This window comes from Aeromicrobium chenweiae (assembly GCF_003065605.1).
Taxonomy (GTDB): Bacteria; Actinomycetota; Actinomycetes; order Propionibacteriales; family Nocardioidaceae; genus Aeromicrobium; species Aeromicrobium chenweiae.
This window is the reverse complement of sequence record NZ_CP026952.1, coordinates 1,340,557-1,365,580: the sequence shown is the minus strand read 5'-3', so window position 1 is coordinate 1,365,580 and position 25,024 is coordinate 1,340,557. Positions and strand designations below refer to the sequence as shown.

Annotated in this window: 27 protein-coding genes and 1 other RNA gene; 17 read left to right on the top strand and 11 right to left on the bottom strand. The window is 70.1% G+C overall.

Features of this window, described 5'->3' with window-relative positions:
- Window positions 1-60 precede the first annotated feature (60 nt).
- Window positions 61-783 (top strand): VIT1/CCC1 transporter family protein, encoded by a 723-nt coding sequence (locus C3E78_RS06610; RefSeq protein ID WP_108577542.1) that lies wholly within the window; start codon window positions 61-63, stop codon window positions 781-783.
- A gap of 9 nt (window positions 784-792) precedes the next feature.
- Here C3E78_RS06610 and C3E78_RS06605 read toward each other — a convergent pair whose 3' ends face one another.
- Window positions 793-1,263, bottom strand: a complete 471-nt coding sequence (locus tag C3E78_RS06605; RefSeq protein ID WP_108577541.1) for a TspO/MBR family protein — start codon at window positions 1,261-1,263, stop codon at window positions 793-795.
- 277 nt (window positions 1,264-1,540) lie between these two features.
- Between C3E78_RS06605 and C3E78_RS06600 the strand changes: the two genes are divergently transcribed.
- Window positions 1,541-3,067: an acetyl-CoA hydrolase/transferase family protein gene (locus C3E78_RS06600; protein WP_108580789.1), complete on the top strand. Its 1,527-nt coding sequence runs from the start codon at window positions 1,541-1,543 to the stop codon at window positions 3,065-3,067.
- Here C3E78_RS06600 and C3E78_RS06595 read toward each other — a convergent pair.
- Window positions 3,054-3,593, bottom strand: a complete 540-nt coding sequence (locus tag C3E78_RS06595) for a universal stress protein (protein WP_108577540.1) — start codon at window positions 3,591-3,593, stop codon at window positions 3,054-3,056. The genes C3E78_RS06600 and C3E78_RS06595 overlap by 14 nt on opposite strands.
- 114 nt (window positions 3,594-3,707) lie before the next feature.
- On the opposite strand from C3E78_RS06595, the gene C3E78_RS18710 reads away from it, so the two are divergent.
- Complete coding sequence (locus C3E78_RS18710; protein ID WP_268916160.1) at window positions 3,708-3,833, top strand: hypothetical protein; 126 nt, start codon at window positions 3,708-3,710, stop codon at window positions 3,831-3,833.
- Between the two features lie 131 nt (window positions 3,834-3,964).
- Here the strand turns inward: C3E78_RS18710 and C3E78_RS06590 are convergent, their stop codons facing one another.
- Window positions 3,965-4,327 carry an STAS domain-containing protein gene (locus C3E78_RS06590; protein WP_108577539.1) on the bottom strand — a complete coding sequence of 121 codons (363 nt, stop codon included), beginning with the start codon at window positions 4,325-4,327 and terminating at the stop codon, window positions 3,965-3,967.
- Between the two features lie 108 nt (window positions 4,328-4,435).
- On the opposite strand from C3E78_RS06590, the gene C3E78_RS06585 reads away from it, so the two are divergent.
- Together C3E78_RS06585 and C3E78_RS06580 are read left to right on the top strand one after the other, a co-directional pair.
- A complete protein-coding gene (locus tag C3E78_RS06585; protein WP_108577538.1) occupies window positions 4,436-5,080 on the top strand; it encodes a GNAT family N-acetyltransferase in 645 nt (214 codons plus the stop codon).
- Window positions 5,081-5,203: 123 nt separating this feature from the next.
- The gene (locus C3E78_RS06580) at window positions 5,204-5,617 is read left to right on the top strand and encodes an SRPBCC family protein (protein ID WP_108577537.1); all 414 of its coding nucleotides are present in this window, start codon (window positions 5,204-5,206) and stop codon (window positions 5,615-5,617) included.
- A 35-nt stretch (window positions 5,618-5,652) separates the two neighbouring features.
- On the opposite strand, the gene C3E78_RS06575 is transcribed toward C3E78_RS06580, so the two are convergent.
- Window positions 5,653-6,285: a TetR family transcriptional regulator gene (locus C3E78_RS06575; protein WP_108577536.1), complete on the bottom strand. Its 633-nt coding sequence runs from the start codon at window positions 6,283-6,285 to the stop codon at window positions 5,653-5,655.
- Window positions 6,286-6,426: 141 nt separating this feature from the next.
- On the opposite strand from C3E78_RS06575, the gene C3E78_RS06570 reads away from it, so the two are divergent.
- The 4 genes from C3E78_RS06570 to C3E78_RS06555 all read left to right on the top strand — a co-directional run bounded on the left by C3E78_RS06570 (window position 6,427) and on the right by C3E78_RS06555 (window position 9,683).
- Window positions 6,427-7,515 carry a ferredoxin reductase gene (locus tag C3E78_RS06570; RefSeq protein WP_108577535.1) on the top strand — a complete coding sequence of 363 codons (1,089 nt, stop codon included), beginning with the start codon at window positions 6,427-6,429 and terminating at the stop codon, window positions 7,513-7,515.
- Between the two features lie 15 nt (window positions 7,516-7,530).
- Window positions 7,531-8,847, top strand: coding sequence for a fatty acid desaturase family protein (locus C3E78_RS06565; protein ID WP_108577534.1), 1,317 nt, complete (start codon window positions 7,531-7,533; stop codon window positions 8,845-8,847).
- 20 nt (window positions 8,848-8,867) lie between these two features.
- The gene (locus tag C3E78_RS06560; protein WP_108577533.1) at window positions 8,868-9,074 is read left to right on the top strand and encodes a hypothetical protein; all 207 of its coding nucleotides are present in this window, start codon (window positions 8,868-8,870) and stop codon (window positions 9,072-9,074) included.
- A gap of 324 nt (window positions 9,075-9,398) precedes the next feature.
- Window positions 9,399-9,683 (top strand): WhiB family transcriptional regulator, encoded by a 285-nt coding sequence (locus C3E78_RS06555; RefSeq protein ID WP_108577532.1) that lies wholly within the window; start codon window positions 9,399-9,401, stop codon window positions 9,681-9,683.
- 86 nt (window positions 9,684-9,769) lie between these two features.
- Here C3E78_RS06555 and C3E78_RS06550 read toward each other — a convergent pair whose 3' ends face one another.
- Window positions 9,770-10,903, bottom strand: a complete 1,134-nt coding sequence (locus tag C3E78_RS06550) for a DUF3152 domain-containing protein (protein ID WP_135804858.1) — start codon at window positions 10,901-10,903, stop codon at window positions 9,770-9,772.
- Between the two features lie 49 nt (window positions 10,904-10,952).
- Complete coding sequence (locus tag C3E78_RS06545) at window positions 10,953-13,874, bottom strand: bifunctional [glutamine synthetase] adenylyltransferase/[glutamine synthetase]-adenylyl-L-tyrosine phosphorylase (RefSeq protein WP_108577530.1); 2,922 nt, start codon at window positions 13,872-13,874, stop codon at window positions 10,953-10,955.
- 162 nt (window positions 13,875-14,036) lie between these two features.
- Here C3E78_RS06545 and C3E78_RS06540 point away from each other — a divergent pair, with 162 nt between their 5' ends.
- Complete coding sequence (locus C3E78_RS06540) at window positions 14,037-14,465, top strand: YciI family protein (protein ID WP_108577529.1); 429 nt, start codon at window positions 14,037-14,039, stop codon at window positions 14,463-14,465.
- Entirely contained in the window at window positions 14,423-15,727 is a 1,305-nt protein-coding gene (locus tag C3E78_RS06535) for an RNA polymerase sigma factor (RefSeq protein WP_235833702.1), read from the top strand. The genes C3E78_RS06540 and C3E78_RS06535 overlap by 43 nt, the downstream gene beginning before the upstream one ends.
- 13 nt (window positions 15,728-15,740) lie before the next feature.
- Here the strand turns inward: C3E78_RS06535 and glnA are convergent, their stop codons facing one another.
- Window positions 15,741-17,078: a type I glutamate--ammonia ligase gene (gene glnA / locus C3E78_RS06530; protein ID WP_108577528.1), complete on the bottom strand. Its 1,338-nt coding sequence runs from the start codon at window positions 17,076-17,078 to the stop codon at window positions 15,741-15,743.
- An 89-nt stretch (window positions 17,079-17,167) separates the two neighbouring features.
- Here glnA and C3E78_RS06525 point away from each other — a divergent pair, with 89 nt between their 5' ends.
- The 3 genes from C3E78_RS06525 to panB all read left to right on the top strand — a co-directional run bounded on the left by C3E78_RS06525 (window position 17,168) and on the right by panB (window position 20,290).
- On the top strand, window positions 17,168-17,515 hold the full coding sequence (locus C3E78_RS06525; RefSeq protein ID WP_108577527.1) for a hypothetical protein: 348 nt from the start codon (window positions 17,168-17,170) through the stop codon (window positions 17,513-17,515).
- A 20-nt stretch (window positions 17,516-17,535) separates the two neighbouring features.
- Window positions 17,536-19,287: an NAD+ synthase gene (locus tag C3E78_RS06520; RefSeq protein ID WP_108577526.1), complete on the top strand. Its 1,752-nt coding sequence runs from the start codon at window positions 17,536-17,538 to the stop codon at window positions 19,285-19,287.
- A 133-nt stretch (window positions 19,288-19,420) separates the two neighbouring features.
- Window positions 19,421-20,290: a 3-methyl-2-oxobutanoate hydroxymethyltransferase gene (gene panB, locus C3E78_RS06515; RefSeq protein WP_108577525.1), complete on the top strand. Its 870-nt coding sequence runs from the start codon at window positions 19,421-19,423 to the stop codon at window positions 20,288-20,290.
- Window positions 20,291-20,382: 92 nt separating this feature from the next.
- Here the strand turns inward: panB and C3E78_RS06510 are convergent, their stop codons facing one another.
- Complete coding sequence (locus C3E78_RS06510) at window positions 20,383-20,664, bottom strand: hypothetical protein (RefSeq protein ID WP_108577524.1); 282 nt, start codon at window positions 20,662-20,664, stop codon at window positions 20,383-20,385.
- The gene (locus C3E78_RS06505) at window positions 20,661-20,861 is read right to left on the bottom strand and encodes a hypothetical protein (RefSeq protein ID WP_108577523.1); all 201 of its coding nucleotides are present in this window, start codon (window positions 20,859-20,861) and stop codon (window positions 20,661-20,663) included. The genes C3E78_RS06510 and C3E78_RS06505 overlap by 4 nt, the downstream gene beginning before the upstream one ends.
- 51 nt (window positions 20,862-20,912) lie before the next feature.
- Between C3E78_RS06505 and map the strand changes: the two genes are divergently transcribed.
- A complete protein-coding gene (gene map, locus C3E78_RS06500; protein ID WP_108577522.1) occupies window positions 20,913-21,761 on the top strand; it encodes a type I methionyl aminopeptidase in 849 nt (282 codons plus the stop codon).
- 36 nt (window positions 21,762-21,797) lie between these two features.
- On the opposite strand, the gene C3E78_RS06495 is transcribed toward map, so the two are convergent.
- Both C3E78_RS06495 and rnpB read right to left on the bottom strand, forming a co-directional pair.
- Window positions 21,798-22,631: an aldo/keto reductase gene (locus C3E78_RS06495; RefSeq protein ID WP_108577521.1), complete on the bottom strand. Its 834-nt coding sequence runs from the start codon at window positions 22,629-22,631 to the stop codon at window positions 21,798-21,800.
- A gap of 48 nt (window positions 22,632-22,679) precedes the next feature.
- Window positions 22,680-23,101: RNase P RNA component class A (gene rnpB / locus C3E78_RS06490), an RNA gene on the bottom strand.
- Between the two features lie 245 nt (window positions 23,102-23,346).
- Between rnpB and C3E78_RS06485 the strand changes: the two genes are divergently transcribed.
- Window positions 23,347-23,919 (top strand): TMEM165/GDT1 family protein, encoded by a 573-nt coding sequence (locus C3E78_RS06485; RefSeq protein WP_108577520.1) that lies wholly within the window; start codon window positions 23,347-23,349, stop codon window positions 23,917-23,919.
- A 20-nt stretch (window positions 23,920-23,939) separates the two neighbouring features.
- Entirely contained in the window at window positions 23,940-25,001 is a 1,062-nt protein-coding gene (locus C3E78_RS06480) for an SLC13 family permease (RefSeq protein ID WP_108577519.1), read from the top strand.
- Window positions 25,002-25,024 lie beyond the last annotated feature (23 nt).

The window sequence follows — 25,024 nt, the reverse complement described above, 5'->3', positions numbered from 1 at the left end:
TACGCCGGTCACCGAAGCGGCGACAGGCTGAGGGTCCACCGCGGCCCCAGGAGAGTGCCGATGCCTGACGCACTCGACCCCGGACACCCGGGAGAGCGCCACTCCTCCGCGATGGCCTCGCGGCTGAACTGGCTGCGGGCGGGGGTCCTCGGCGCGAACGACGGCATCGTGTCCACCGCTGGACTCGTCGTCGGCGTCGCGGGCGCCACCTCCGACAAGGGGGCGATCTTCACGGCCGGGCTGGCCGGTGTCGTCTCCGGCGCGGTCTCCATGGGGCTTGGCGAGTACATCTCGGTGAGCAGCCAACGCGACAGCGAGCGCTCCCAGCTCGCTCAGGAGACCCAGGAGCTGCGGGACCTCCCGGAGCAGGAGCTGGACGAGCTGACCGCGCTGTACGCCAGCAAGGGCCTGTCACAGCAGACCGCACGGCAGGTCGCCGAGGAGCTCACCGAGCACGACGCGCTGGCCGCCCACGCCGACGCGGAGCTGGGCATCGACCCGCAGGCACTGACCAACCCGTACCAGGCGGCCGCGGCCTCGATGGTCGCCTTCACACTGGGTGCGCTGCTGCCGCTCTTCGCGATCCTGCTCGCGCCGGGCTCCGCGCGCGTGGTGGTGACCGTCGTCGTCGTCCTCCTGGCGCTTGCCCTGGCCGGCACGGTCAGCTCCTACCTGGGTCGCAGCAGGACACGGGTGGCCGTGGCCCGCATCGTCCTCGGCGGCGCGGCCGGGCTGGCCCTGACGTACGCCATCGGACGGGTGTTCGGCACGGCCGTCGGCTGACGGGACGGCTCAGCGGTTCCTGCGCCAGATCGCGGTGGTCAGCACCGTCGCGAAGCTGTTCCAGGCGGTGTACGGCACGAGCAGCCATCCGGCCCGCCTCGACGCTCCCCCGGCGGTCCGGGCGAGGTCGGCCGTGCTGGTGGCGAGCGCGCCGGCCACCACGATCGACGGCACGAGCCGGTGACCGCGGAAGAAGGACCAGCACCAGCCTGCGTTGAGGGCCATGTTGGCCGCCAGCTTGCGGCGATACGTCCGTGCCTCCGACGGCGTCATGTGGGACTGCGCGTCGGCGGAGGCCAGCGCGATCTGCGCGTACAGCGCGGTCCACACGACCGGGAACACCGCCGGCGGCGGCTGGATGGCGGGCTTGCGCAGGGTGCGGTACCAGGCGCTCTTGATGCCCGTCGCGGTCGCGACGGACCCGAGCGCGGCAGCGGCGACGGGCAGGCCCACGCTGGTGGCGATGGTTCGAGGTTCCATCGCTCCACACTAGACAGCCGCCCTCGGGCGGACGAGCTGAGACGCCAAGCACCCCGGTCCCTTGCGAGACCGGGGTGCAGAAGAGGCTGACGTCCCGTCTGCGTAAGTCGGGCATGCCGTCTTCGTAGGTGGGTCGCCTGCCGCCCGGCGCCGGAGCGGCGGGTGAATATCCAACGTATCCCGGCAGAGCCTGCGCTACCAGGGACTTTGGGCCCGAGAAGGCCCGCGGCGCGACCGAGGTCGGGTCGCAGACGGGGCGCAGCGCACAATGGTCCCCATGCCCGCGAGGATCACCTGCCCCGTCCTGAGCACCCGCGTGACCACCCCGGAGGCGGCCGCAGCGCAGATCCGCAACGGGGACAACGTCGGGTTCAGCGGCTTCACCGGTGCCGGATATCCCAAGGCGACGCCCGCGGCACTGCACGACCAGATGGTCGCCGCGCACGACCGCGGCGAGGAGTTCCGCATCGGGTTGTGGACCGGGGCATCGACCGCGCCGGACGCCGACGGCATCCTCGCCGAGGCGCACGGCGTCTCCAGCCGGCTCCCCTACAACTCCGACCCGGTCATGCGGCGCCTCATCAACGCCGGCGAGGTCGACTACATCGACGCCCACCTGAGCCACTCGGCGCAGCACATGTGGTTCGGGTTCTACGGCAACCTCGACGTCGCCGTCATCGAGGTCACGGCGGTCCTCCCGGGCGGGCTCCTCGTGCCCAGCGGCTCGGTCGGCAACAACAAGACGTGGCTCGACCAGGCGGACCGGGTCATCCTCGAGGTCAACCACTGGCAGCCCCGTGAGCTCGAGGGCTTCCACGACATCTACTACGGCACGGCGCTGCCGCCCTCGCGGCAGCCGATCCCCCTCACCGAGCCGATGCAGCGCATCGGTGAGCCGTACCTGCGGGTCGACCCCGCCAAGGTGGTCGCGGTCGTGGAGACCGACCGGCCCGACCGCAACGCCGTGTTCACCGCCGGCGACGACACCTCGGAGGCCATCGCGGGCCACGTCGTGGACTTCCTGCGCCACGAGGTCGCGGCGGGACGGATGCCCCCGGAGCTGCTCCCGATCCAGTCGGGTGTCGGCAACGTCGCCAACGCCGTGCTGGCCGGTCTGGACCACAGCGAGTTCACCGACCTGGTCGCGTTCACCGAGGTCATCCAGGACGGCATGCTCGACCTGCTGGACAGCGGGACGCTCCGTGCCGCGTCGGCCACGTCGTTCGGGCTCTCCGACACGGGGGTCCGGCGGTTCATGGACGACATCGACGCGTACAAGGGACGGATCCTCCTGCGCAGCGAGGAGATCTCGAACCATCCCGAGCTCGTCCGCCGCCTCGGGGTCATCGCGATGAACGGCATGCTCGAGGCCGACATCTACGGCAACGTGAACTCGACCCACGTGATGGGCAGCGCGATCATGAACGGCATCGGCGGCAGCGGCGACTTCGCCCGCAACGCGTTCCTGAACTTCTTCCTCACGCCGTCGACCGCCAAGGGCGGGGCCATCTCGGCGATCGTGCCGATGGTCAGCCACGTCGACCACACCGAGCACGACGTGCAGGTCATCGTGACCGAGCATGGCATCGCCGACCTGCGCGGCTCGTCCCCCACCGACCGCGCGGCCAAGATCATCGGGCGCTGCGCCGACCCGGCGTTCCGTCCCGGCCTGCAGGACTACCTGGACCGGGCCCGCGCGAAGCGTCCCGAGGCCAGGCACACGCCGCACCTGCTGGACGAGTCGCTCGCCTGGCACCAGCGCTATCTCGACACCGGCACCATGGGACCCGTCACTCGAGCTTGAGCTCGCTGAGCAGCGCTCGCTCCATCTGCTCGGCGTCGGACTCGGGCTCGGCCTCCGCGTCGCCGCCGCCGACAGCCTTGTCGACGAGGACGGGGCACTTCGCGTAGCGCACGACCTGATCACTGACGGATCCGAGGAGCAGGCCCGGGAACCCGCCCCGTCCACGGCTGCCGACCACGACGAGATCCGCTGAGCCCGACGCCTCGACGATCTTCTCGGCGGGACTGCCGTGCACCACGACGGCGTCGATGGTGACGTCGGGGCTCTCCGCCCGGATGGGGGCGATGTCCTTCTCGAGCGCCGCCAAGGTCGCTGCCTCGAAGTCCTCGAACGGCGGCATGTAGCCGGGGGCTGCGGACGCGGGGCGGGGCGCCGTGCTGATGCTCCAGGCACGGGCCACGGTGACCGGCTTGCCCAGTCCGGCCGCCACGCGCACCGCGGTGCGCAGTGCTGCGTCCGCAGGGACGGATCCGTCGTGGGCCACCAGGACACCGCCGCGGAGGGGGATCGTCTTCGATACGGTCATGCTTCACGATAGCCGGTGCGGCGCGGCCCCGGCGGCGACCGTCGGCCTGGACGGCGGTTCCGGGCTTGGCGCGGCGGACGCGGGGTACGACGGGTGGGACCGAGAGGAGATCTCATGACCACACCCCATCCCGAGGAGCCCGCCGAGGGACCCGACGACCCGGCGCACACCGAGGCGCCCGACTCGTCCCCGAGCGAGGACGACGCCGACCACGACCCGGACGCGACGTCGATCGAGTGACGACCTGACCGGCCGGCCCGTCTCAGGGCCGGTCGGCTAGTCTGGTCGCAGCACCGACCGCGCTATCTAGCGGCACGGGCTCGACGTCCCCGGCCGCACCAACGGCGCGGGGACACTTGCTTTCCCGGGACCTAGGCCGGCTCGGCCGGATCGTCCTCCGCGGACAGCGCCTCCAGCGTGGGCCGGATGCGGAAGGCCTGCTCGAGACCGGCCAGCTTGAAGATCGCGAGCACCCGGCGGGTGGACGCGATGATGTCGACGCTCCCCTGCCGCAGCTGCATCTTCTTGCGCGCGAGCACGAACACACCCAGACCGACCGAGTCGACGAACGAGACCTGCCTCAGGTCGAACACGAGCTTGTCGGCGCCGTGGTCGGTGGCCTCGATCATCGCGTCGCGCAGGACGGAGGCGGTGCTGATGTCGATCTCGCCCACGACGTCCAGCACGACGTACGGGTCCTCGTCGCGGATGGTGACCGTCAGGTCCTGTGTCATACGTGCTCCCCAGCGTGCTCGTCCGTCGTCCTCATGCGCATGTCCCTCACACGGCTGCTGCACAACCGGTCCTGATCCTAGCGAATCGCGGCGTGCGAGGATCCCCACATGCGCACGGACAGCACGACGGAGCTCATCGACGCGTGGCTCGCCACGTGGATCCACATCCGCGGCATCCACGCCGGACAGCTGGACGGCTGGCCGATCGTGCACGTCGGGTCGAGGACCCGCGAGACCGAGCTGGTCTGCGTCGACCCCGGCATCGAGGCGTTCACCGAGCTGATGGGCCACGTCGCCGGCGACCCGCGCGCGATGCTGACCGTCGTCGCCGAGGACGTCGGGACCTACCTGACCGCCCACCTCCTGCCCGGCGTCCGCATCGACCGCGACGACGAGACCCTGATGTCGACCGAGCTGGTCGACGAGGGCGTTCCCCCGCTCGCGGACGACCTCACCTTCCGGTGGGACATCGACGACCACGCGATGACCTACTCCCTGGAGTCCGCCGACACCGTCGCCGCCCACGGCTCCGTGGGCGTGCTGAACGGGTGGGCGACCTTCGACAGCGTCGAGACCACACCCGCGTTCCAGCGGCGGGGCCTCGGCCGGCACGTCATGGCGACGTTGACCCGTCAGGCGATGGGCCGCGGGGCCACCCGCGGCGTCCTCGCGGCGTCCGCGCAGGGACGGGATCTCTACACGGCTCTCGGCTGGGAGCCTCGCCTGGAGATGCTCTCGTTCATGGGCGTTTGAGGCTCCACGACCGCCGGGCGTACCGTTGGCGTGAGAAATGCCTCACGTCCAGAACGCGACGGGACACCCTCCGCCGATGTTCAATGTGGGGACACAGCATCGAGCACTGTTCTGAGGACCTTCATGCCCCGCATCTCCCGTCGTACGTTCGTCGCCGCACCAGCCGATGTCGTCTGGTCCCTGGCCGGCGACTTCTCGCAGTGGCACCCGAAGCTCCGCATCTACGCCGACGGGCCCGAGGCCCCGGCTGAGCTGGTCGTCACCGTCGTGGAGAAGGACGACGAGGGCATGACCCTCTCGTACCACATGCCCGACCCGCCGTTCCCGATCAAGAACCACCGGGCGACCATCCTCGTCGAGGACGCCGGACACGCGTGCGCGTACGTCACCTGGTCGGCCGAGTTCACCGCGGAGCCCACGCTCCTGGCGCAGCTCGAGGACTCGATCGGCGACGACGTGTTCGCCCAGGCGCTGGACAACCTGGCCACGGCCGCGCAGGACTCGTTCGGCGCCCAGCAGGTCGCCCAGGCGAACTGAGCTGAACCCCGCTGGCCGCTCCCGACCGGGAGCGGTCAGCTCTGCCAGTCGCGGAAGCCGATGACGATCAGGCGCATCTGACGCCGGGCGCCTTCCTTGATCTTCTCCTCGAGGTCGGGCCGGTCGTCCGGCATCTCGACGACCTCCTCGGCGTTCGAGACCATGTTGCGGACGAACAGCCGCGACACCATCTGGACATCCTCGGACGACCAGTTCTCGATGTTGGGCAGCCGCGCCAGCACGACCGCGAGCTCGCTGACGAACAGGTCGAGCTCGTGCTTGATCGCGCGACGCACCGCCTCGGAGCCGCCGACCCGCTCGCGGGCCACGAACGCGAAGTGCGCCTTGCGGTGCTTGACCGTCTCGACCAGCACGACCGCTGCGGCGTCGATGATGTTCTCGAACACCTCCGGATCGCGCTGCGCCTCGCGGATCATGCTGCGCAGGGTGGAGAACGACTGCTCGACCAGGGCGAGCCCCAGCTCGTCCATCGACTCGAAGTGCCGGTAGAACGCGGTGGGCACGATGCCCGCGTGCCGGGCCACCTGCCGCAGGCTGATCTGGGCGAAGCCCTGCGTCTGCGCGAGCTCGAGCGCGGAGGCGAGGATCGCCTGCCGGGTGCGCTCCTTCTGCTCCTGGCGCGATGCAGTCTGCGCCGGCTCGGTCATGATGACAGCGTATCGCGACGATTTCGGTGTACAGGTGTGGCGATCGTGCGACAGGTCACTCGGCGCGTCGGTTGCGCCGAGCGCGGACCTCGTGCAGACTTTGAGTGTACGCACGTTCACTCAATCGCTGAGGGGTCCAGGATGGGCATCATCCGCAAGGCACTCACCTCGCGTCCGGTCGCGTCCATGACCTCCCCCTTCACGGTCGATCACTATCTCGAGCAGATCCACCCGATGCTCGCCGCGGGCAACGTCCGCGCCCGGGTCGTCGAGGTGCGCCGCGAGACGGGTGTCGCCAGCACGGTCGTCATGCGCCCCAACGGCGCATGGGAGGGCTTCCGCCCCGGCCAGCACGTGCAGTTCGGCGTCGAGGTCGACGGCAAGCGCCGCGTCCGCGTCTTCTCCGTCTCCAGCTCCCAGAGCGCCAAGAAGGGCACCTTCAGCGTCTCGGTGAAGGCCCACCCCGACGGCTACGTCTCCCAGTTCCTGCACCGCGAGCTCCAGCCCGGCACGATCGTCTACCTGTCGCAGGCCGAGGGCGAGTTCGTCCTCCCCCGCGAGGTCCCGTCCTCGTTGCTGCTCGTCAGCGGCGGATCAGGCGCGACCCCGGTCATGTCGATGCTCCGCACGCTGCGCGACGCCCGGCACGCCGGCGACGTCACGTTCCTGCACTACGCGCGCTCGCACGAGGACGAGATGTTCACCGAGGAGCTCGACGAGATCGCCGCGACGACCGACTTCCGCGTCGTCCGCGTGTACACCCGTGAGCCCGAGGCCGGCGCCGAGCTCGCCGGCCGGTTCCACGTCGACCACCTCAAGCACCTCGGGGTCGACCCCGCGAGCACCCTCACGTACGCCTGCGGCCCGGCCGGCCTCATCGCCTCGGTCCGCGACACGTACCAGGAGCTCGGCGCCGCCGATCAGCTCCAGGTGGAGTACTTCAAGGTCCCGAGCGTCGACCTCGACGCCGCGGACGCCACCGGCGCACTGACGTTCGACGACGCCGGGATCGAGGCCCCCAACAGCGGGGCCACGATCCTCGTGCAGGCCGAGGAAGCCGGGCTCACGCCCGAGTTCGGCTGCCGGATGGGCGTCTGCAACACGTGCGCCGTCAAGAAGAACAGCGGCGCTGTCCGCCACGTCGTCAGTGGCGAGATCAATGCCAACACGGACGAGACCATCAAGATCTGTGTCCAGGTCCCCATCGGCGACGTCAACGTCGCCCTCTGAGCCAAGGAGATCACCATGGCCGCCTTCACCACCGCCATCGCCCGCAAGTTCATCAAGAGCCAGCCCATCGAGCCCCGGAGCGCGAGCAAGCACAACGCCGCTCCCCTGTCGCTCATCAGCCCGACGTCCGACCGGCCGGCCACGATCGGCCTGGAGTACATGACGTACGAGCAGCTCGACGAGTTCGGCCGTGAGCTCGACGCCGTCCGCCAGCGCGTGCTCGACGACCTCGGGCAGAAGGACGCGGACTACATCCGCCGCGTCATCCGCATCCACAAGGGCGCCGAGGTGCTCGGACGCATCGGCATCTTCATGCCGTTCTTCCCGCCGGCGTTCGTCGCCGGTGTCGGCTCTCTCGCCGTGGCCAAGATCATCGACAACATGGAGATCGGCCACAACGTCATGCACGGCCAGTACGACTGGATGAACGATCCGATGATCGACGGCGCCCGCTACGAGTGGGACAACATCGCGCCGGCCCAGGACTGGAAGCACGGCCACAACTACATCCACCACACGTACACCAACATCCACGGCATGGACCGGGACATCGGCTACAACATGTTCCGCATCGACGAGGACCAGCCGTGGTACCCCAGCCACCGCTTCAACCTGCCGCTCGCGACAGCGCTGATGATGGTGTTCGAGTGGGGCATCATGTACCACGGTGTCGAGCTCGACCAGTACCTCCACGGCAAGATCTCCAAGGAGGACTTCGAGGGCCGCAAGAAGCGCGCGTTCAAGAAGATCCGCAAGCAGGTCTTCCGCGACTACATCGCCTGGCCGGCTCTCGGCCTGGTCCTCGTGCCGTTCGTCGGCTGGTGGGCCCCCGTCGCGATCCTGGGCGCCAACGTCGCGGCCAACGTCATCCGCAACGTGTGGACGTTCCTCATCATCTTCTGCGGTCACTTCCCCGCCGAGGTGGAGACGTTCAAGGAGGAGGACGCGCAGAACGAGAACCGCGGCCAGTGGTACCTGCGCCAGCTGCTCGGCTCGGCCAACATCAAGGGCAGCAAGCTCTTCCACGTCATGACCGGCAACCTGAGCTACCAGATCGAGCACCACCTGTTCCCCGACATCCCGGCCCGCCGCTACCCCGAGGTCGCCGAGGACGTCAACCGCCTGGTGGAGAAGTACGGCCTGCACTACAACACCGGCCGCCTGTCCAAGCAGCTCGGCAGCGTCGTCCGCCAGCTCGCCAAGCTCGGCAAGAAGCCCAGCGACCCGTACAAGATCGGCAACAGCCCCGAGAGCAAGGCCCTGCGCCGTGCCAAGCGTGAAGAGGCCGCGCGTCGCCTCGAGACCGCTGGTGCGTCACACTTGGTGTCCTAGTCGATCGGGAGGGGACCACGATGGCGTTGAGCCGGCGTGAGATCGCCAAGGACGTCCTGCAGCAGTCGACGGAGGCTGCCATCGGGAGCGCCGGGCACGTCGTCGCGATCCTGTTCGAGACCGCCCGCAAGATCACGACCGAGGTCGGGGCGTTCGGCACGGAGATCTTCGAGATCGCCGAGGCGAGCAAGCGGGCCGGGCAGGATGCCGAGGACCCCTCCCAGTAAGCGACACCCGAGCAAGCCGAGCAGCGAGGCTCCCCCATCCACGGGGGAGCCTCGCTCAGTGCTTTCTGAACGACTTCAAGAAAATGCCTGTTCCTGACCCATCGCGCCTGCCTCCTGCTCCGAACACATCATGCACGGCCTGGACACCCAGGCCGCCGGTCGTCCCCCGACCGGTGCACGAACCGCAGGAAGGCATCCCCGATGACGCAGCTCACCATCTCTCGTCGGCCCGGCATCACGCAGGACCACGGCACGCCGTCGACGGCGCGCCCGACGCCGCACCGTCACCCGCTGCGCGTGACGCATCCGAGCGAGGTCTGAGCCATGGCCTCGATCTCCCGTCTGCCCATGCCGATCCAGGAGACCTACGAGTGGCAGTACGAAGGCGCCTGCAACGGCGTCGACCCCGAGGTGTTCTTCTCTCCCGACGCCGAGCGTGGCCCGCGGCGCCGTGCCCGTGACGCGGCGGCCAAGGCCGTGTGCGCCGTGTGCCCCGTCGCCCGGCAGTGCCTCGAGCACGCGCTGACCGTGCGCGAGCCGTACGGCGTGTGGGGCGGGCTGACCATCAACGAGCGTGACAGCATCCTGCAGGCCCAGAAGGCCGGCTGAGCCGCGACCACCACCGGGTCGGTGGTTCTGCCACCGTCTCAGGCCGTTCTGCGGCTCATACGGTGGCGGAAGCACCGCGCCGCGGGTCACCAGCCGTAGCGTGGGGCGTGCAGCTCGGACTTCTTGGGCCAGGGGTTGATCCGGCACCCCGCCAGGCCCTTGGACTGCTGCTGCATCACCGGAGCCGCCTGCCCCCTGCCGCCGCACGTCGCGTGCCCGCGACCGAACCAGTGCCCGGTCTCGTGGTTGACGACCAGGTGGCGATAGCTGCGCACCGAGCCCTTCCTGGCCTTCCACGCCGGGCTCGCCTTGAGCCACCGGGTCTGGTTGATGATCACGTTGCGTCCGACGCGGCAGCTGTACGTCGTGCTGCACGCCGAGGAGAAGCTCGGGACCTTCGAGGCCTGGCTCAGCACCAGGGTGAAGTCCCCGCCCTTCGACACGCGCTTGAACCGGACGCCCATCGCCCGCCAGCCGCGCGGGTCGTCGTACGTCTCCTGGGCCTGCCGCTTGAACGTGGACAGGCTGGCCTTGATCGATCCGCGGGTCGCGACCCGGTAGGTCACGACCTTGCGGACGGACCGGACGTGCTTGCCGGTCCTGGCCGTGGACCGCGCCGTCACGGTCGAGTAGCCGGCACGCCTGGCGGTGACGCGGAACCTGATCTTGGCACCCACGTCCGACGGGCCGACCGTGTAGTGACGCCCCGTGGCGCCACTGATGGGCCGGTCGTTGCGCAGCCACCGGTACCCGTACGACGCCGAGCGCGACCAGGACCCCGGGGAGCCGGTGAGCCTGCGGCCGTACTTGGAGCTGCCGGTGACGGTCGGTCGGACGGTGTTGGTGATCGTGCCCTTGGCGACCGGCCGGGTCGCGGCGCTCGTGGCCGAGGCCGGATCGGCGCCGGTCAGGGCGGCCGTCACGCGGACCGCGTACGTCCGGCCGATGTCGTTCGTGCTGGACAGCCGGCGGGTGACGTTCGCCGGGGAGCTGGTGCCGACCGGGGTGCCGTCGCGCAGCCACTGGTACGACAGCACCACGCCGGACGGCGCCCAGGTGCCGGGGACGGCCGTCAGTGTCCCCTCGTACTGCGCCCGGCCGGTGACGGTCGGCGTGCCGGGCACGATGACCTCTCCGGCGGCGGTGGCCGGTGCGGCCAGCAGTGACGCCGCCAGCCCGGTGGTGACCAGGGCGATCGCCGCCCGAACGCTCGTACGCATCGTGGTGCTCCCCGTGTCGAAGGCCTTCGACGATACTCGCCGGCGGCCCTCACTCGTAGAAGATGCGCTCCACGACCTTGCGAGCATGACGCGTCGTGCGGAGGTAGTCGTCGTTGAGCCGCTCCCCCTCGTCCATGCCGTAGCCGAGCAGGTGCGCGACCCCGGCCCGGTCGCCGGCGTGCTCGACCATCGACTCCGCGCCCTTGCCGCGCATGAGGACGACGGCGTTGCGGATGCGGCTGACCAGCCGCCAGGCCGACTCGAGCGCCATCGCGTCGTCGTGGCTGACCAGGTCGGCCTTCACCGCGGCGTGCAGCGCCTGCAGCGTCCGGGTCGTCCGCAGCTCCGGCACCGCGTGGGCGTGCTGCATCTGCAGCAGCTGGACCGTCCACTCGACGTCGGCCAGCCCACCGCGGCCGAGCTTGAGGTGCGTCTTGGGGTTCGCGCCGCGGGGCAGCCGCTCGGAGTCCACGCGCGCCTTGATCCGGCGGATCTCGCGGACCTCGTCGGCCGTGGCGCCGCCCTCGGGGAAGCGGAGCGGGTCGATCAGCTGGGTGAAGCGGGCGTTGAGATCGGCGTCGCCGACCGTCGCGTTGGCCCGCAGCAGCGCCTGGGCCTCCCAGACGGACGACCACTTCTCGTAGTACGCCCGGTAGGACGCGAACGTCCGCACGAGCGGGCCGTTCTTGCCCTCGGGCCGCAGCTCCGCGTCGACCTCGAGCGCCGGGTCGTCACCGGGAGCAGCCAGCATCCGGCGCAGTCCCTGCACGACCGCGGTCGCCGCCGAAGCGGCCTCGGTCTCGTCGGCGCCCTCGCACGGGTCGTGGACGAACATGACGTCGGCGTCCGAGCCGTAGCCCGCCTCGCCACCGCCGAGTCGTCCCATCAGGACGATCGACATCCGCGTCGGCATCTCGCCACGCTCGGCCTCGACCGCCGCGGTGGACGCCGTCAGCGCGCCGGCGAGGGTGGCGGTGGAGATGTCGGTCAGCGCCTCGCCGACCTCGGTGATGTCCAGACGTCCGAGCACGTCGGCGATGCCGACCCGGGACAGCTCCCGGCGACGGACGCGGCGCACCGCGCGGATCGCGTTCTGCGGATCGCGGTGGCGCCCGGCCGCCAGGTCGACCTCGGTCCGCAGGCGCTCGCGCTCGAGCGGACGCAGCTCCGCGTCGTCACCCAGCAGGGCGACGGAGTCGGGGGCGCGCAGGATCAGGTCGGTGACGTAGCGGCTCGACGACAGGACGTGGGCGAGCTGCTCGGCCCCCTCGCCCTCGTCCCGCAGCTTGCGCAGGTACCAGTGCGTCTCGCCGAGGCCCTCGGAGATCTTCCGGAACGCGAGGAGTCCCCCGTCGGGATCGGGTGACTCGGCGAACCAGGCCAGCATCGCCGGCAGCAGCGACTTCTGGATCGCGGCACGGCGCGACAGGCCGGACGTCAGTGCCTGGATGTGCGCCAGCGCGCCCTTCGGGTCGACGAAGCCAAGCGCCGTCAGTCGCTGCTCGGCGGCCAGCGGGGTGAGGCGCAGGTGGTCGGTCGGCAAGGACGCGACGGCCTCGAGCAGCGGCTGGTAGAAGAGCTTCTCGTGCAGGCGCCGCACGATGCGGCGGTGCGCCTGCCACTCCTTCGTCAGCGCCTCGCCCGGGTTCTGCCGAAAGCCCATGCTGCGGCCGAGCCGGCGCAGGTCCTCCGGGTCCTCGGGGACGATGTGGCTGCGGCGCAGCTTGTAGAGCTGGATGCGGTGCTCGAGGGTGCGGAGGAACTCGTACGCCTCCTCCATGGCTGCGCCGTCCCGTCGGCCCACGTACCCGCCGTCGATGAGAGCACCGAGCGCCTTGAGCGTGGTGGGGCTGCGCAGGGTCTCGTCGGCACGGCCGTGGACGAGCTGCAGCAGCTGCACGGCGAACTCGACGTCCCGCAGGCCCCCGGCTCCCAGCTTGAGCTGCCGGCTGCGCTGGGCGGCCGGGATGTTGTCGATGACCCTGCGACGCATCGCCCGGACGTCCGAGACGAAGTGGGGACGGGTGCTGGCGAACCAGATCATGGGCGACAGGGCGTCGATGTACGCCTGGCCGAGCTCCTCGTCGCCGGCGGCGAACCGAGCCTTCAGCAGTGCCTGGAACTCCCAGGTGCTGGCCCACTTCTCGTAGTACGCCACGTGGCTCGCGAGCGTCCGCACGAGGGGTCCGTTCTTGCCCTCGGGCCGCAGCTCGGCGTCGACCTCCCAGATCGTGCCCTCGCCGGTGTGCTCGCGGCACAGCTTCATGACCGCGACGGCCAGGCGCGTGGCGGCGTTGAGGGCCGCGTCGTCGTCCGCGCCGTCCACCGGCTCGTGGACGAAGATGACGTCCACGTCGCTGAGGTAGTTGAGCTCGTGACCGCCGGTCTTGCCCATCGCCATGATCGTCAGGCGGCTGAGTGCGGCATCGGGCTCGGCCTCGCGGGCGATGCGCAGCGCCGCGCCGAGGGTTGCCACCGCGAGGTCGGACAGCTCGGCCGAGGACTCCTCGAACGTGGTCAGGGCCGTGAGGTCACGGGCGGCGATGTGCAGCAGCTTGCGGTGGTAGGCCACGCGCAGGTCGTCGGCGGTGGTCGCCTCCTCCATCTGCTGACGCCGGAGGTCCAGCGGGATGGGATGGCGGGCGAGGTCCGTGGCGGACAGGTCGTGGACGTGCTCGGGATGGCGGGTCAGGAAATCGCCGAGCGCCTCGCTGGTTCCCAGCACGACGAGCAGTCGCAGTCGCAGCTCGTCGTCGCTCGCGAGGAGGTCGAGCAGCTCGGCCGCGCCCATGTGCGACGCGATCGAGGCGAGCGACGACAGCGCGGTGTCGGGGCTCGCCACGGAGGCGATCTGGTCGACCAGGGCGTCCGGCACGTCGCCGAGGGACTCCAGGCACGCGACCGCACCTCCGCCGTCGCGGAACCCCTTGCGGGCCAGTGCCACGGCCAGGTCACGCGCGTCTGTTGCCACGCCTGCAGGGTACCCGCCCACGCGCCCTGTCGGGTGTCGCGCCCACGGCGGTGGACACTGCCGGGAGAAAAAGCTCTGGCAGACGTGTCGATCTGGCCGTGGCCCGTTCGAAGCAATGATGAGAGGGTCGAGACGCGGCCCACACAGCAAGGAGCCACCGCCATGAGGTACATGCTGATCATGCGCACGCCGGCCGGGTTCGAGATGCCCGAGGACGTCGACTTCACCGAGGTCGTCAACGCCATGGGCGCCTTCAACGAGTCGTTGATCAAGGCCGGCGTCCTGCTGGCCGGTGACGGGCTCGCCCCGCCCGAGGAAGGCTTCGTCGTCGACTTCGACTCCACGCCCCCGGTCGTGACGGACGGCCCTTACACCGAGGCCAAGGAGCTGTTCAACGGGTTCTGGATCATCCAGACCTCCACGAAGGAGGAGGCCGCTGAGTGGGCCAAACGCTGCCCGCTCGGGCCGGGCATGCGGCTGGAGGTGCGCCGGGTGACCGAGACCGAGGAGTTCGACCAGGACAACGAGTACATCCAGAAGGAGTACGAGTGGCGCGAGCAGCTCGGCACCGACAGGCCGGTCCAGGGCTGACCGACTCGGCAGCCGCCGCCCGCCGCCGGGTCGAGGCGGTCTGGCGCATCGAGTCCGCCCGCATCGTCGCCACCCTGACGCGCGTGGTCGGGGACTTCGGGCTCGCGGAGGACCTGGCGCAGGAGGCACTCGTCGACGCGCTCGCGCAGTGGCCGCGCGACGGCGTCCCGCCCAACCCCGGGGCATGGCTGACCACCGTCGCCAAGCGCAAGGCCATCGACCGCCGGCGACGACTCGCCCGTCTCGACGACCGTCACGCCGCCATCGCCCGCGCCCTGGCCGAGGAGCAACGTCTCGCCGCGACCGAGCACGAGCCGCCGTGGGACCCCGGGACGGTGGACGACGACGTGCTGCGCCTGGTCTTCGTCGCGTGCCACCCGATCCTGCCCCGCGAGTCCCAGATAGCGCTCACCCTCCGTGTCGTCGGTGGCCTGACCACCGACGAGATCGCACGGGCGTTCATGGTGCCGGTCAGCACCGTCCAGCAACGGGTCGTGCGCGCCAAGCGGACGATCGCCGCGGCCTCGGTGCCGTTCGAGGTGCCGCCGCGGGAGGAGCTGGGCGGTCGCCTCGCGTCGGTCCTCCAGGTGGTCTACCTGATCTTCAACGAGGGGTACGCCGCGACGTCCGGCACCAGCTGGATGCGCACGGACCTCGCCGGGGAGGCGCTCCGGCTCGCCCGCACCGTCAGCGCCCTCGTCCCGGACGAGCCCGACGCCCACGCCCTCCTGGCTCTGCTCGAGCTGCAGGCGTCCCGGTTCGCCGCACGAATCGACGCGGACGGTGAGCCGATCCTGCTGGCCGACCAGGACCGGTCGCGCTGGGACCACGGCCAGATCCAGCGAGGACGTGCCGCGCTGGCCCGCGCGGACGCGATCGGACGCGGGCGGGGTGCGTACGCCCTGCAGGCGGCGATCGCCGAGTGCCACGCCGTCGCCCCCTCCACCGACGAGACGGACTGGGACCGGATCGTCAGGCTCTACGAGGCCCTGGCCGACGTCGCCCCGTCACCCGTCGCCGACCTCAACCGCGCGGTCGCGGTCGCGATGGCCGGCGGACCCGCGGCGGGGCTCGCGGCCGTGGACGAGCTCGCCGCGACCGGGGCGTTGAGCGGCTCCGCGCTCCTGCCGGGCGTGCGCGGGGAGCTGCTGGCCCGCCTCGGTCGGCGCGACGAGGCACGCGAGGAGCTCCTCACCGCGGCAGCGCTCACCCGCAACGAGCGGGAGCGGGCCGTGCTGCTGCGGAAGGCCGAGCGGACCTGAGCGGGAGTTCCGCTCAGACCATCGGCATGAGGCGGTCGATCTCGAACTGGGTGACCTGCGAGCGGTAGTCCTGCCACTCCGCACGCTTGTTGCGCAGGAAGAAGTCGAAGACGTGCTCGCCGAGCGTCTCGGCGACCAGCTCGCTGGTCTCCATCGTGCGGATCGCCTCGTCGAGGTTGCGCGGGAGCGGCGCGATGCCCATCGCGCGGCGCTCGTTCTCCGACAGCGACCAGACGTCGTCCTCGGCCTCGGGCGGCAGCTCGTACTTCTCCTCGATGCCCTTGAGCCCGGCCGCCAGGATCAGCGCGAAGGCCAGGTACGGGTTGCAGGCCGAGTCGATCGCCCGGTTCTCGACCCGTGCGGAGTTGCCCTTGTGCGGCTTGTACATCGGCACGCGGATGAGCGCCGAACGGTTGTTGTGGCCCCAGCACACGTAGTTGGGGGCCTCTCCCCCGCCGGCGAGACGCTTGTAGGAGTTGACCCACTGGTTCGTGACGGCCGTGATCTCGGGGGTGTGGTGCAGCACGCCCGCGATGAACGCGCGACCGGTCTGCGACAGCTGGTACTCCGCACCTGCCTCGTAGAACGCGTTCTCGTCGCCCTCGAACAGCGACACGTGCGTGTGCATGCCCGAGCCGGGGTGCTCGGTGAACGGCTTCGGCATGAACGAGGCCCACTTGCCCTGGCTGAGCGCGACCTCCCGCACGACCGTGCGGAACGTCATGATGTTGTCGGCCGTCGACAGCGCGTCGGCGTAGCGCAGGTCGATCTCCTGCTGGCCCGGGCCGCCCTCGTGGTGGCTGAACTCGACCGAGATGCCCATGTTCTCGAGCATCGTGATGACCTCACGGCGGAAGTCCTGGCCGCCGCCCTGGGCGGTGTGGTCGAAGTAGCCGCTGTCGTCGACGGGCACCGGACGATCACCCACGTCGGGCTTGCCCTTGAACAGGAAGAACTCGATCTCGGGGTGCGTGTAGAACGTGAACCCGGCCTCGGCCGCCTTCTGCAGCGCACGCTTCAGCACGTGGCGCGGATCGGCGTACGACGGCGTGCCGTCGGGCATCAGGATGTCGCAGAACATGCGGGCCGTCGCGGGCGTCTCGCCGCGCCACGGCAGGATCTGGAACGTCGACGGGTCCGGCATCGCGAGCATGTCGGCCTCATGCACGCGCGCGAAGCCCTCGATCGCCGAGCCGTCGAAGCCGATGCCCTCGGCGAACGCGCCCTCGAGCTCGGCCGGCGCGATCGCGACCGACTTCAGGGATCCCAGGACGTCGGTGAACCACAGACGCACGAATCGGACGTCGCGCTCCTCGAGCGCACGCAGGACGAAGTCTTCCTGTTTTCCCATGGCGCCAGTGTCCCACGCCGATTGTTACGGCGATGTTACGGACGGCCGACGATTCGGGCGTGAACCGCGGTGACCATAGGGTCCTCGGCATGACCACCCACGAGAACGCGGCCGGCGACATCACCTTCGACGAGTGCCAGATCGGCAAGGGCCTCAAGCCGCTCGCCCAGCACGGCTCGATCGTGGTGGGACAGGACGGCACGATCACGCTGCTCGGCACCAAGGGCGACGTGATCGACACCGCTCCCCTGTCGTCCACGACGGCCAAGCAGATGCTGGTGACCGGTGGGCAGTCCGTCTCGCTCGTCCTGGACGGCCGCAAGTACAACGTGACGCCCGGCTGGGGAGTCAAGGGGCGTGCCCGCATGGGCGCCCTGTCCGGCATCAAGGCTCCGAAGGCGCTGGTCAAGCTGGTGCGGGACAACGGCATCGCCTGATCCGGGACTAGGGTTCTGACATGCCCCAGCTGCGTCTCGCCCTCGCCCAAGCCAACGCCACGGTGGGTGACCTCGCCGGCAACGCCGACCTCGTCGTCGAGCACTGCAAGCAGGCCGTCGCCCAGGGCGCCCACCTCGTCGTCTTCCCCGAGATGATGCTGACCGGCTATCCCATCGAGGATCTCGCGATGCGGGCCTCGCTCATCAAGGCGTCGCGGGCGACGGCCGAGGAGCTGGCCGTCCGCCTGCAGGACGAGGGATGTGGCGACCTCGTGGCGGTCGTCGGCTTCCTCGACCAGGCCGAGGGCGCGCCGGAGGGTCTCGGCATCCCCAAGAACGCACCGCTGAACTCGGTCGCGGTGATGCACGGCGGCCGCATCGTCACGCGCCAGGCCAAGCACCACCTGTGGAACTACGGCGTCGGCGACGAGATCCGCAACTTCGTCCCCGGTCACGAGATCAACATCGTCCAGATCGGCGGCATCGACGTCGCGCTGGCGATCTGCGAGGACCTGTGGCGCGACGGTCCCTCCGCCGCCGCGAAGGCCGCCGAGGCCGCCCTCCTCGTCGTCCCGAACGGCTCTCCCTACGAGGCCGACAAGGACGACGTGCGTCTCGAGCTCTGCTCGCGGCGGGCCCGCGAGGGCGAGTGCGTCCTGGCGTACGTGAACCTGGTGGGCGGTCAGGACGAGCTGGTCTTCGACGGCGACTCGATCGTGGTCGACCAGGACGGGGCGGTCCTGGCACGGTCGGGACAGTTCGACGCCGAGCTGCTCGTCGTCGACCTCGACCTGCCCGCGGCGACCCCGACCATGCCGGGCGCCGACGAGCGCTTCGGCGGGCTCACGATCAAGCGGACCATCATCAGCGCCGAGCCCTTCGCGGCGTACGAGCCGCTGCCGACCGAGCACGCCGAGCGGATGCCGCGCGAGCAGGAGATCTACACCGCCCTGGTGACGGGCCTGCGTGACTACGTGCGGAAGAACGGTTTCTCGTCGGTCCTGTTCGGCATGTCCGGCGGCATCGACTCCACCCTGGTCGCCGCGATCGCCGTCGACGCCCTGGGACCCGACAAGGTCTTCGGCGTGTCCAACCCCAGCGCGTGGTCGACCGAGCACTCGCGCACGGACGCCGAGGAGCAGGCGAGGCGCACCGGGCTCACCCTGCAGACCGTCCCGATCGCGCCGATCTTCGACGCGTACCAGGACGCCCTGCACCTGGACGGCCTGGCCGAGGAGAACCTGCAGGCCCGTATCCGCGCGGTGATCTGGATGGGACTGTCCAACCAGCACGGCCACCTCGTCCTGGCGTGCGGCAACAAGTCCGAGCTCGCGACGGGCTACTCCACGATCTACGGCGACGCGGTCGGTGGCTACGCCCCGATCAAGGACGTCCCGAAGACGCTGGTGTGGCAGCTGGCGCGGTGGCGCAACGCGTACGCCGCTGAGCGTGGCGAGACGCCGCCCATCCCCGAGGGGACGATCACCAAGGCGCCGTCGGCCGAGCTGCGTCCCGGCCAGCTGGACTCGGACTCGCTGCCGCCGTACGACCAGCTCGACGCGGTCCTCGACGCGTACGTCGAGCGCGACCTCGGCTCCGCCGACGTCGTCGCAGAGGGCTTCGACCCCGCGCTCGTCGAGCGCGTCATCGGCCTGGTCGACCGCGCGGAGTACAAGCGCCGCCAGTACCCGCCGGGACCCAAGGTGTCGCGCCGCAACTTCGGTCGCGACCGCCGCGTCCCGATCACGCACCGGTGGCGCGAGAACCTCTGACGCCCCGAGAGGGACCGGCGACGGCGCGGTTATGACTTGGTTCACAGTCGGCGGCCACCGGCGCGCGGATCTGGCACGCTGGAGGTCATCCGTGGACTCCGCCAGGAGCCGCGAGACGAACAGGAGAATTCCCATGGCCGACTCCACCCCTGAAGAGACCGCGCCGTACGGCACCGGACCCGCCGCGGCTGCCCCGACCCCCCGCAAGCGCATCCGCACCCACACGCTGCAGCAGATGAAGCAGCGCGGCGAGAAGTGGACGATGCTGACGGCGTACGACCAGTACACCGCGGCGACGTTCGACGAGGCCGGTGTCGAGGTGCTGCTGGTCGGCGACTCGGCGTCCAACAACGTCTACGGCAACGAGACCTCGCTGCCGGTGACGGTCGACGAGCTGATCCCGCTGGTGCGCGCCGTCGCCCGCTCCGCCCCGCACGCGCTCGTGCTGGCCGACCTGCCGTTCGGCTCGTACCAGGGCTCGCCCGAGCAGGCCTTCCACACGGCGGTCCGCTTCATGAAGGAGGCGAACGCGCACGCGGTCAAGCTCGAGGGCGGCCTCGCGATGGTGCCGCAGGTCAAGCTGCTGACCGACGCCGGCATCCCCGTGTGCGCCCACATCGGCTTCACCCCGCAGGCCGAGCACAACCTCGGCGGCTACCGGATCCAGGGTCGCGGCGACGGTGCCGCGCGCATGGTCGAGGAGGCCAAGGCGCTCGAAGCCGCCGGGGCGTTCGCGATCGTCATGGAGATGGTGCCCTCCCCCGTCGCCGCGGAGGTCACCAAGGCGTTGCGCATCCCCACGGTCGGCATCGGCGCCGGCGTGGACTGCGACGCGCAGGTGCTCGTGTGGCAGGACATGCTGGGCCTCAACTCCGGCAGGACGCCGCGGTTCGTCAAGAAGTACGCGGACCTGCACGCCGTCATGCTCGAGGCCACCCAGGCGTACGTCTCGGACGTCAAGGGCGGCGCGTTCCCCGACGACGAGCACAGCTTCGCCGAGTAGTCCCCACCCCTTCCCAGATTTGCGGGGTGGTGCACGGTTTCGCACGGCGAATTCCGTGCACTATTCCGCAGATCTGGGCGGGGTGGGTGCAGTCAGGCCTGCCAGCCCCAGGCGGTCGCACCCAGCCAGGCGTAGGCCGCCCAGAGCACGACACCGGCGACGGGCACCCCGACGCACCACGCCGGACGCGTGCGCGCCCAGCGGGCGACGAGCCACACCTGCGGCACCAGCAGGGCGAACGCGAGCACGACGCCCCACCACGGGGCGAAGAGCGCGGTCGAGACCGAGCACCACAGCACCACGAACAGCCCGGCGACGCCGATCCAGGGGCCGGACCGCTCGAGCTTCAGGCCGCCCCTACGGCGGCGTCTCACTCCTTCGGCGACTCGTCGTCGTCATCGTTCCAGGCGGGGTCGTCGTCCCAGCTCTTGGTGCGCTCCGCGGCGATCTCCAGCGCGCGAGCAGCTTCCTCCCGCGTGTCGTACGGTCCGAGGCGGTCTGCCGCGCGGCAGCCGTCCTCGCCCTCGACCGTTCCGTGCTTGGTGCAGTAGTAGTACTTGGCGTCACTCATGCCCCCATCCTGCCGCACCCCGGGCTCGGGCGCGCCCACTAAACTCACCGGGTGAGTGTCCTGACCGCCGGCCGACTGTCCGCCCGCCGCCCCGTCCCCGACGCGATCGAGCGTCCCGAGTACGTCGGACAGATCGCGCCGCTGCCGTACAAGGGCCCGCTGGTCCGTGACGCCGCGACCATCGAGGCGATGCGCGTCGCCGGACGGATCGCCGCGCAGGCACTGGACGCGGTCGAGGCCGCCATCGCCCCCGGGGTGACGACCGACGAGCTGGACCGCGTCGGGCACGAGTTCATCGTGGGACACGGCGCCTACCCGTCGACCCTCGGCTACCGCGACTACCCGAAGTCGCTGTGCAGCAGCGTCAACGAGGTCATCTGCCACGGCATCCCGGACGACCGCCCCCTCGAGGACGGCGACATCGTCAACATCGACATCACCGCGTACATCGGCGGGGTGCACGGCGACACCAACAAGACGTACCTCGTCGGCGACGTCGACCAGGAGTCACGACTGCTGGTCGAGCGCACGCAGGAGGCCACGATGCGGGCCATCCGGGCGGTCAAGCCCGGTCGCGAGATCAACGTGATCGGACGCGTCATCGAGACGTACGCCAAGCGGTTCGGCTACGGCGTCGTCCGTGACTTCACCGGGCACGGCGTGGGTCCCGCCTTCCATGACGGTCTCGTCATCCCGCACTACGACGACCCGACGTACGACACGGTCATCCAGCCCGGGATGACGTTCACGATCGAGCCGATGCTGACGCTCGGGTCGATCGAGTGGGACCTGTGGGACGACGGCTGGACCGCCAGCACGCAGGACAAGTCCCGGACCGCGCAGTTCGAGCACACCCTCCTGGTGACGTCGAACGGCGCCGAGATCCTGACTCTGCCCTGATCTCGACGCCGCCCGTTCGCAGGTGACCTGCGGACGTCAGGGGACGTAGTTGAACTCGTCCGGGTTGGGGCCGGTGCGCTCGTCCTTGTTGAGCGCGGTGATCGTGCCCATCTCGCCGTCGGTCAGCTCGAAGTCGAAGATGTTGAAGTTCTCCTCGACGCGGCTGCGGGTCACCGACTTCGGGAAGATGATGTCACCGCGCTGGACGTGCCAGCGCAGGACCACCTGGGCCGGGGTCTTGCCCTTGTCGTTCGCCAGCCCCGTCACGACCGGGTTGTCGAGCACCGTCCCCTTGGCGATCGGCGACCAGGCCTCGGTGGCGACGCCGTGCTCGGCGTTGACGGCGCGGACGTCGTCCTGCGTGAGGTACGGGTGCACCTCGATCTGGTTGACCGCGGGCACGATCTCGCCCTCCTGGATGACGCGGCGCAGGTGCGTCGGCTGGAAGTTCGAGACGCCGATCGCGCGGGCGCGCCCGTCACGGTAGACCTCCTCCAGCGCCTTCCAGGTCTCGACGAAGTCGACGTCGATGCCCGGCAGCGGCCAGTGGATGAGGAACAGGTCGATCTTGTCGATGCCGAGGGCCTCGAGGGTGCCCTCGAACGCCTTGATGGCGTCGTCGTGCGCGTGGAAGCCGTTGTTGAGCTTGCTCGTCACGAAGATCTCGTCGCGCGGGATGCCGGACTCGCGGATCGCCTCGCCGACTTCCTTCTCGTTGCCGTACATCTCCGCGGTGTCGATGTGGCGGTAGCCGACGTCGAGGGCGGTGAGCGTCGCGTCCTTGGTCTCGGACGGGTCGATCTGGAAGACGCCGAAACCGAGCTGCGGGATCTCGACGCCGTTGTTGAGGGCAATGGTGGGGACAGTCATGTCCGGACCGTACCCATGCGCCGGGCCGGCGAAACGTGGGGCCGGGGGCGAATGAGCCGGCCTGTAAGCCGGATCCTGTCGGGCCGGCGAATTGCTTCGTCGACCCGGGCGGCCATCCATCTGGGACGCCCATTGCTGGACGCCTCGTGCAACCTACCCGCTGACATCGGACGAGCAGCCCGTCAGCGCAGACCTGCTTCGCACGCGAAGCGGGCCCTCTTGGTCTTGCTCCCGGTGGGGTTTACCTAGCCGCCCCGGTCACCCGGAGCGCTGGTGAGCTCTTACCTCACCGTTTCACCCTTACCCGCACCTGCACCCAAGGGTGCAGGCCGCTGGCGGTCTGATCTCTGTGGCACTGTCCCGCACGTCGCCGTGGGTGGCCGTTAGCCACCACCGTCGCTCTACGGAGTCCGGACTTTCCTCGACACGCGTGTCTTGCGACACCGTGCCGCGGCCGCCCGGCCGACTCATTCGCGTCCACGATCCTACCGCGCGTCGGAGCTGCCTCCGACCGTCCGATAGGGTTGGGGCACGAAAGGGAGTAGTCCCCAACGGCTGTGTCGACATACTGACGCCCACGAACATCTGGGTGTCCGGTGCAGCAGGCCACCTCGGTGGCGGACGAGACTTTCGACCAGATGTGTCATATGACGTTCCTGGTCGAAGACTCGTACCCAGGCTCTTCGTCCAGGCAGACGAGGGGTTTTTCGCTTTCATGTATGCCTTCCTGCTGAGCACCGCCGTGATCTTCGTGGCGGAGCTCGGTGACAAGAGCCAGCTGATGGCGATGACGTTCGCCACCCGGTACCGGGTCCGCGACGTCATCATCGGCATCACCGTGGCCACCGCGATCGTCCACCTGGCCTCGGTCGGGATCGGCGCGTGGATCGGCGACAGCTTCGCCGACAGCCAGCACATCATCTCGATCGTCGCCGGCGTCGCCTTCCTGCTGTTCGCCGCCTGGACGTGGCGCGGAGACGAGCTGACCGAGGGTGAGGCCGAGAAGGCGCGGCTCAGCAAGGGCGCGGCGATCCTCGCGGTCGGCGTCGCGTTCTTCCTCGCCGAGCTCGGCGACAAGACGATGCTCGCCACGATCACCCTCGCGACGCAGGAGGGCTGGCTCGGCACGTGGATCGGCAGCACGGTCGGCATGGTCGCGGCCGACGCCCTCGCAATCGTCCTCGGCGCGGTGCTCGGCAAGCACCTGCCGGACCGGGTCATCAAGATCGGCGCCACCGCGGCGTTCGTCATCTTCGGCGTGCTCCTGATCCTCGAGGGCGCCCTGTGACGGTCCGGTAGGTTCTGGGCGTGACGCACGACCTCGGCTCCCTGACGGCGATCGTCGCGTTCCTCGTCGCGATGATGGTGCTGGCCCGGGCGTGTGCCGACGAAGGCCTGTTCGAGGTCCTCGGCGGTCACATCGCCCGCTGGTCGCGCGGCTCCAGCCAGCGGCTGCTGGCCTGGGCCGTGGGCGTGGCAGCGGTCGTCACGGCGACGTTGAGCCTCGACGCGACGGTCGTGCTGCTCACGCCGGTGCTGCTCGCCGCGTCCGCGAGACGCTCGTCCGCGTACGCATCGGTCCGTCTCGCCAACTCCGGCTCGACGCTCCTGCCCGTCTCCAACCTGACGAACCTGCTGGTCTTCGGGTCCACCGGGCTGTCGTTCCTGGGTTTCGCCTGGGCCATGCTCCCGGTCTGGCTCGTGGCCGTGGCGGCCGAGTACGTCATCCTGAGGGTCTGGTTCGCCGCGGAGCTGCGGGTCCCGTCACCGGCCGTCAGCGACGACGACGAGCTCCCGCTGTTCCCGCTCGCGGTGGTCGTCGTGGTGCTGCTGGCCCTCGCCGGCGGCACGGCCCCGTGGATCCCCGCGACGGCCGGCGCGATCCTCGTCGGGACGTACGCCCTGGTGCGCCGCCGCACGACGTGGCGCGACCTGCTCGCGGCGGCCAACCTGCCGTTCGCCGCGCTGATCCTGCTCTGGGCGTTCGTCGTGTCCTGGCTCGGCTCCACCAGCGTGGGCAGCTGGTTCGACGACGCGATGCCGTCCGGCACCGACCTCGGCTCGTTGCTGCTCATCGCGGTGCTGGCGATGATCGCCGCCAACGTCGTGAACAACCTGCCGGCCACCCTGCTCCTGCTGCCGGCCGCGGAGGTCGCCGGGCCGGTCGCGGTGCTCGCGCTGCTGATCGGCGTCAACGTCGGCGCGAATCTGACCTACATCGGCTCGGTCGCCAACCTGCTGTGGCGCCAGGCCGGGGGCAGGGCCGTGTCCTCGGCCCGGGAGTTCCACCTGCTTGGAGTCCTCACGACACCACCGCTGGTGCTGCTCTGCACCGTCGTCCTGTGGGGGTGGACGTCCCTCATCTGGTGACGGCGGCCCCGGCTAGGGTCGGT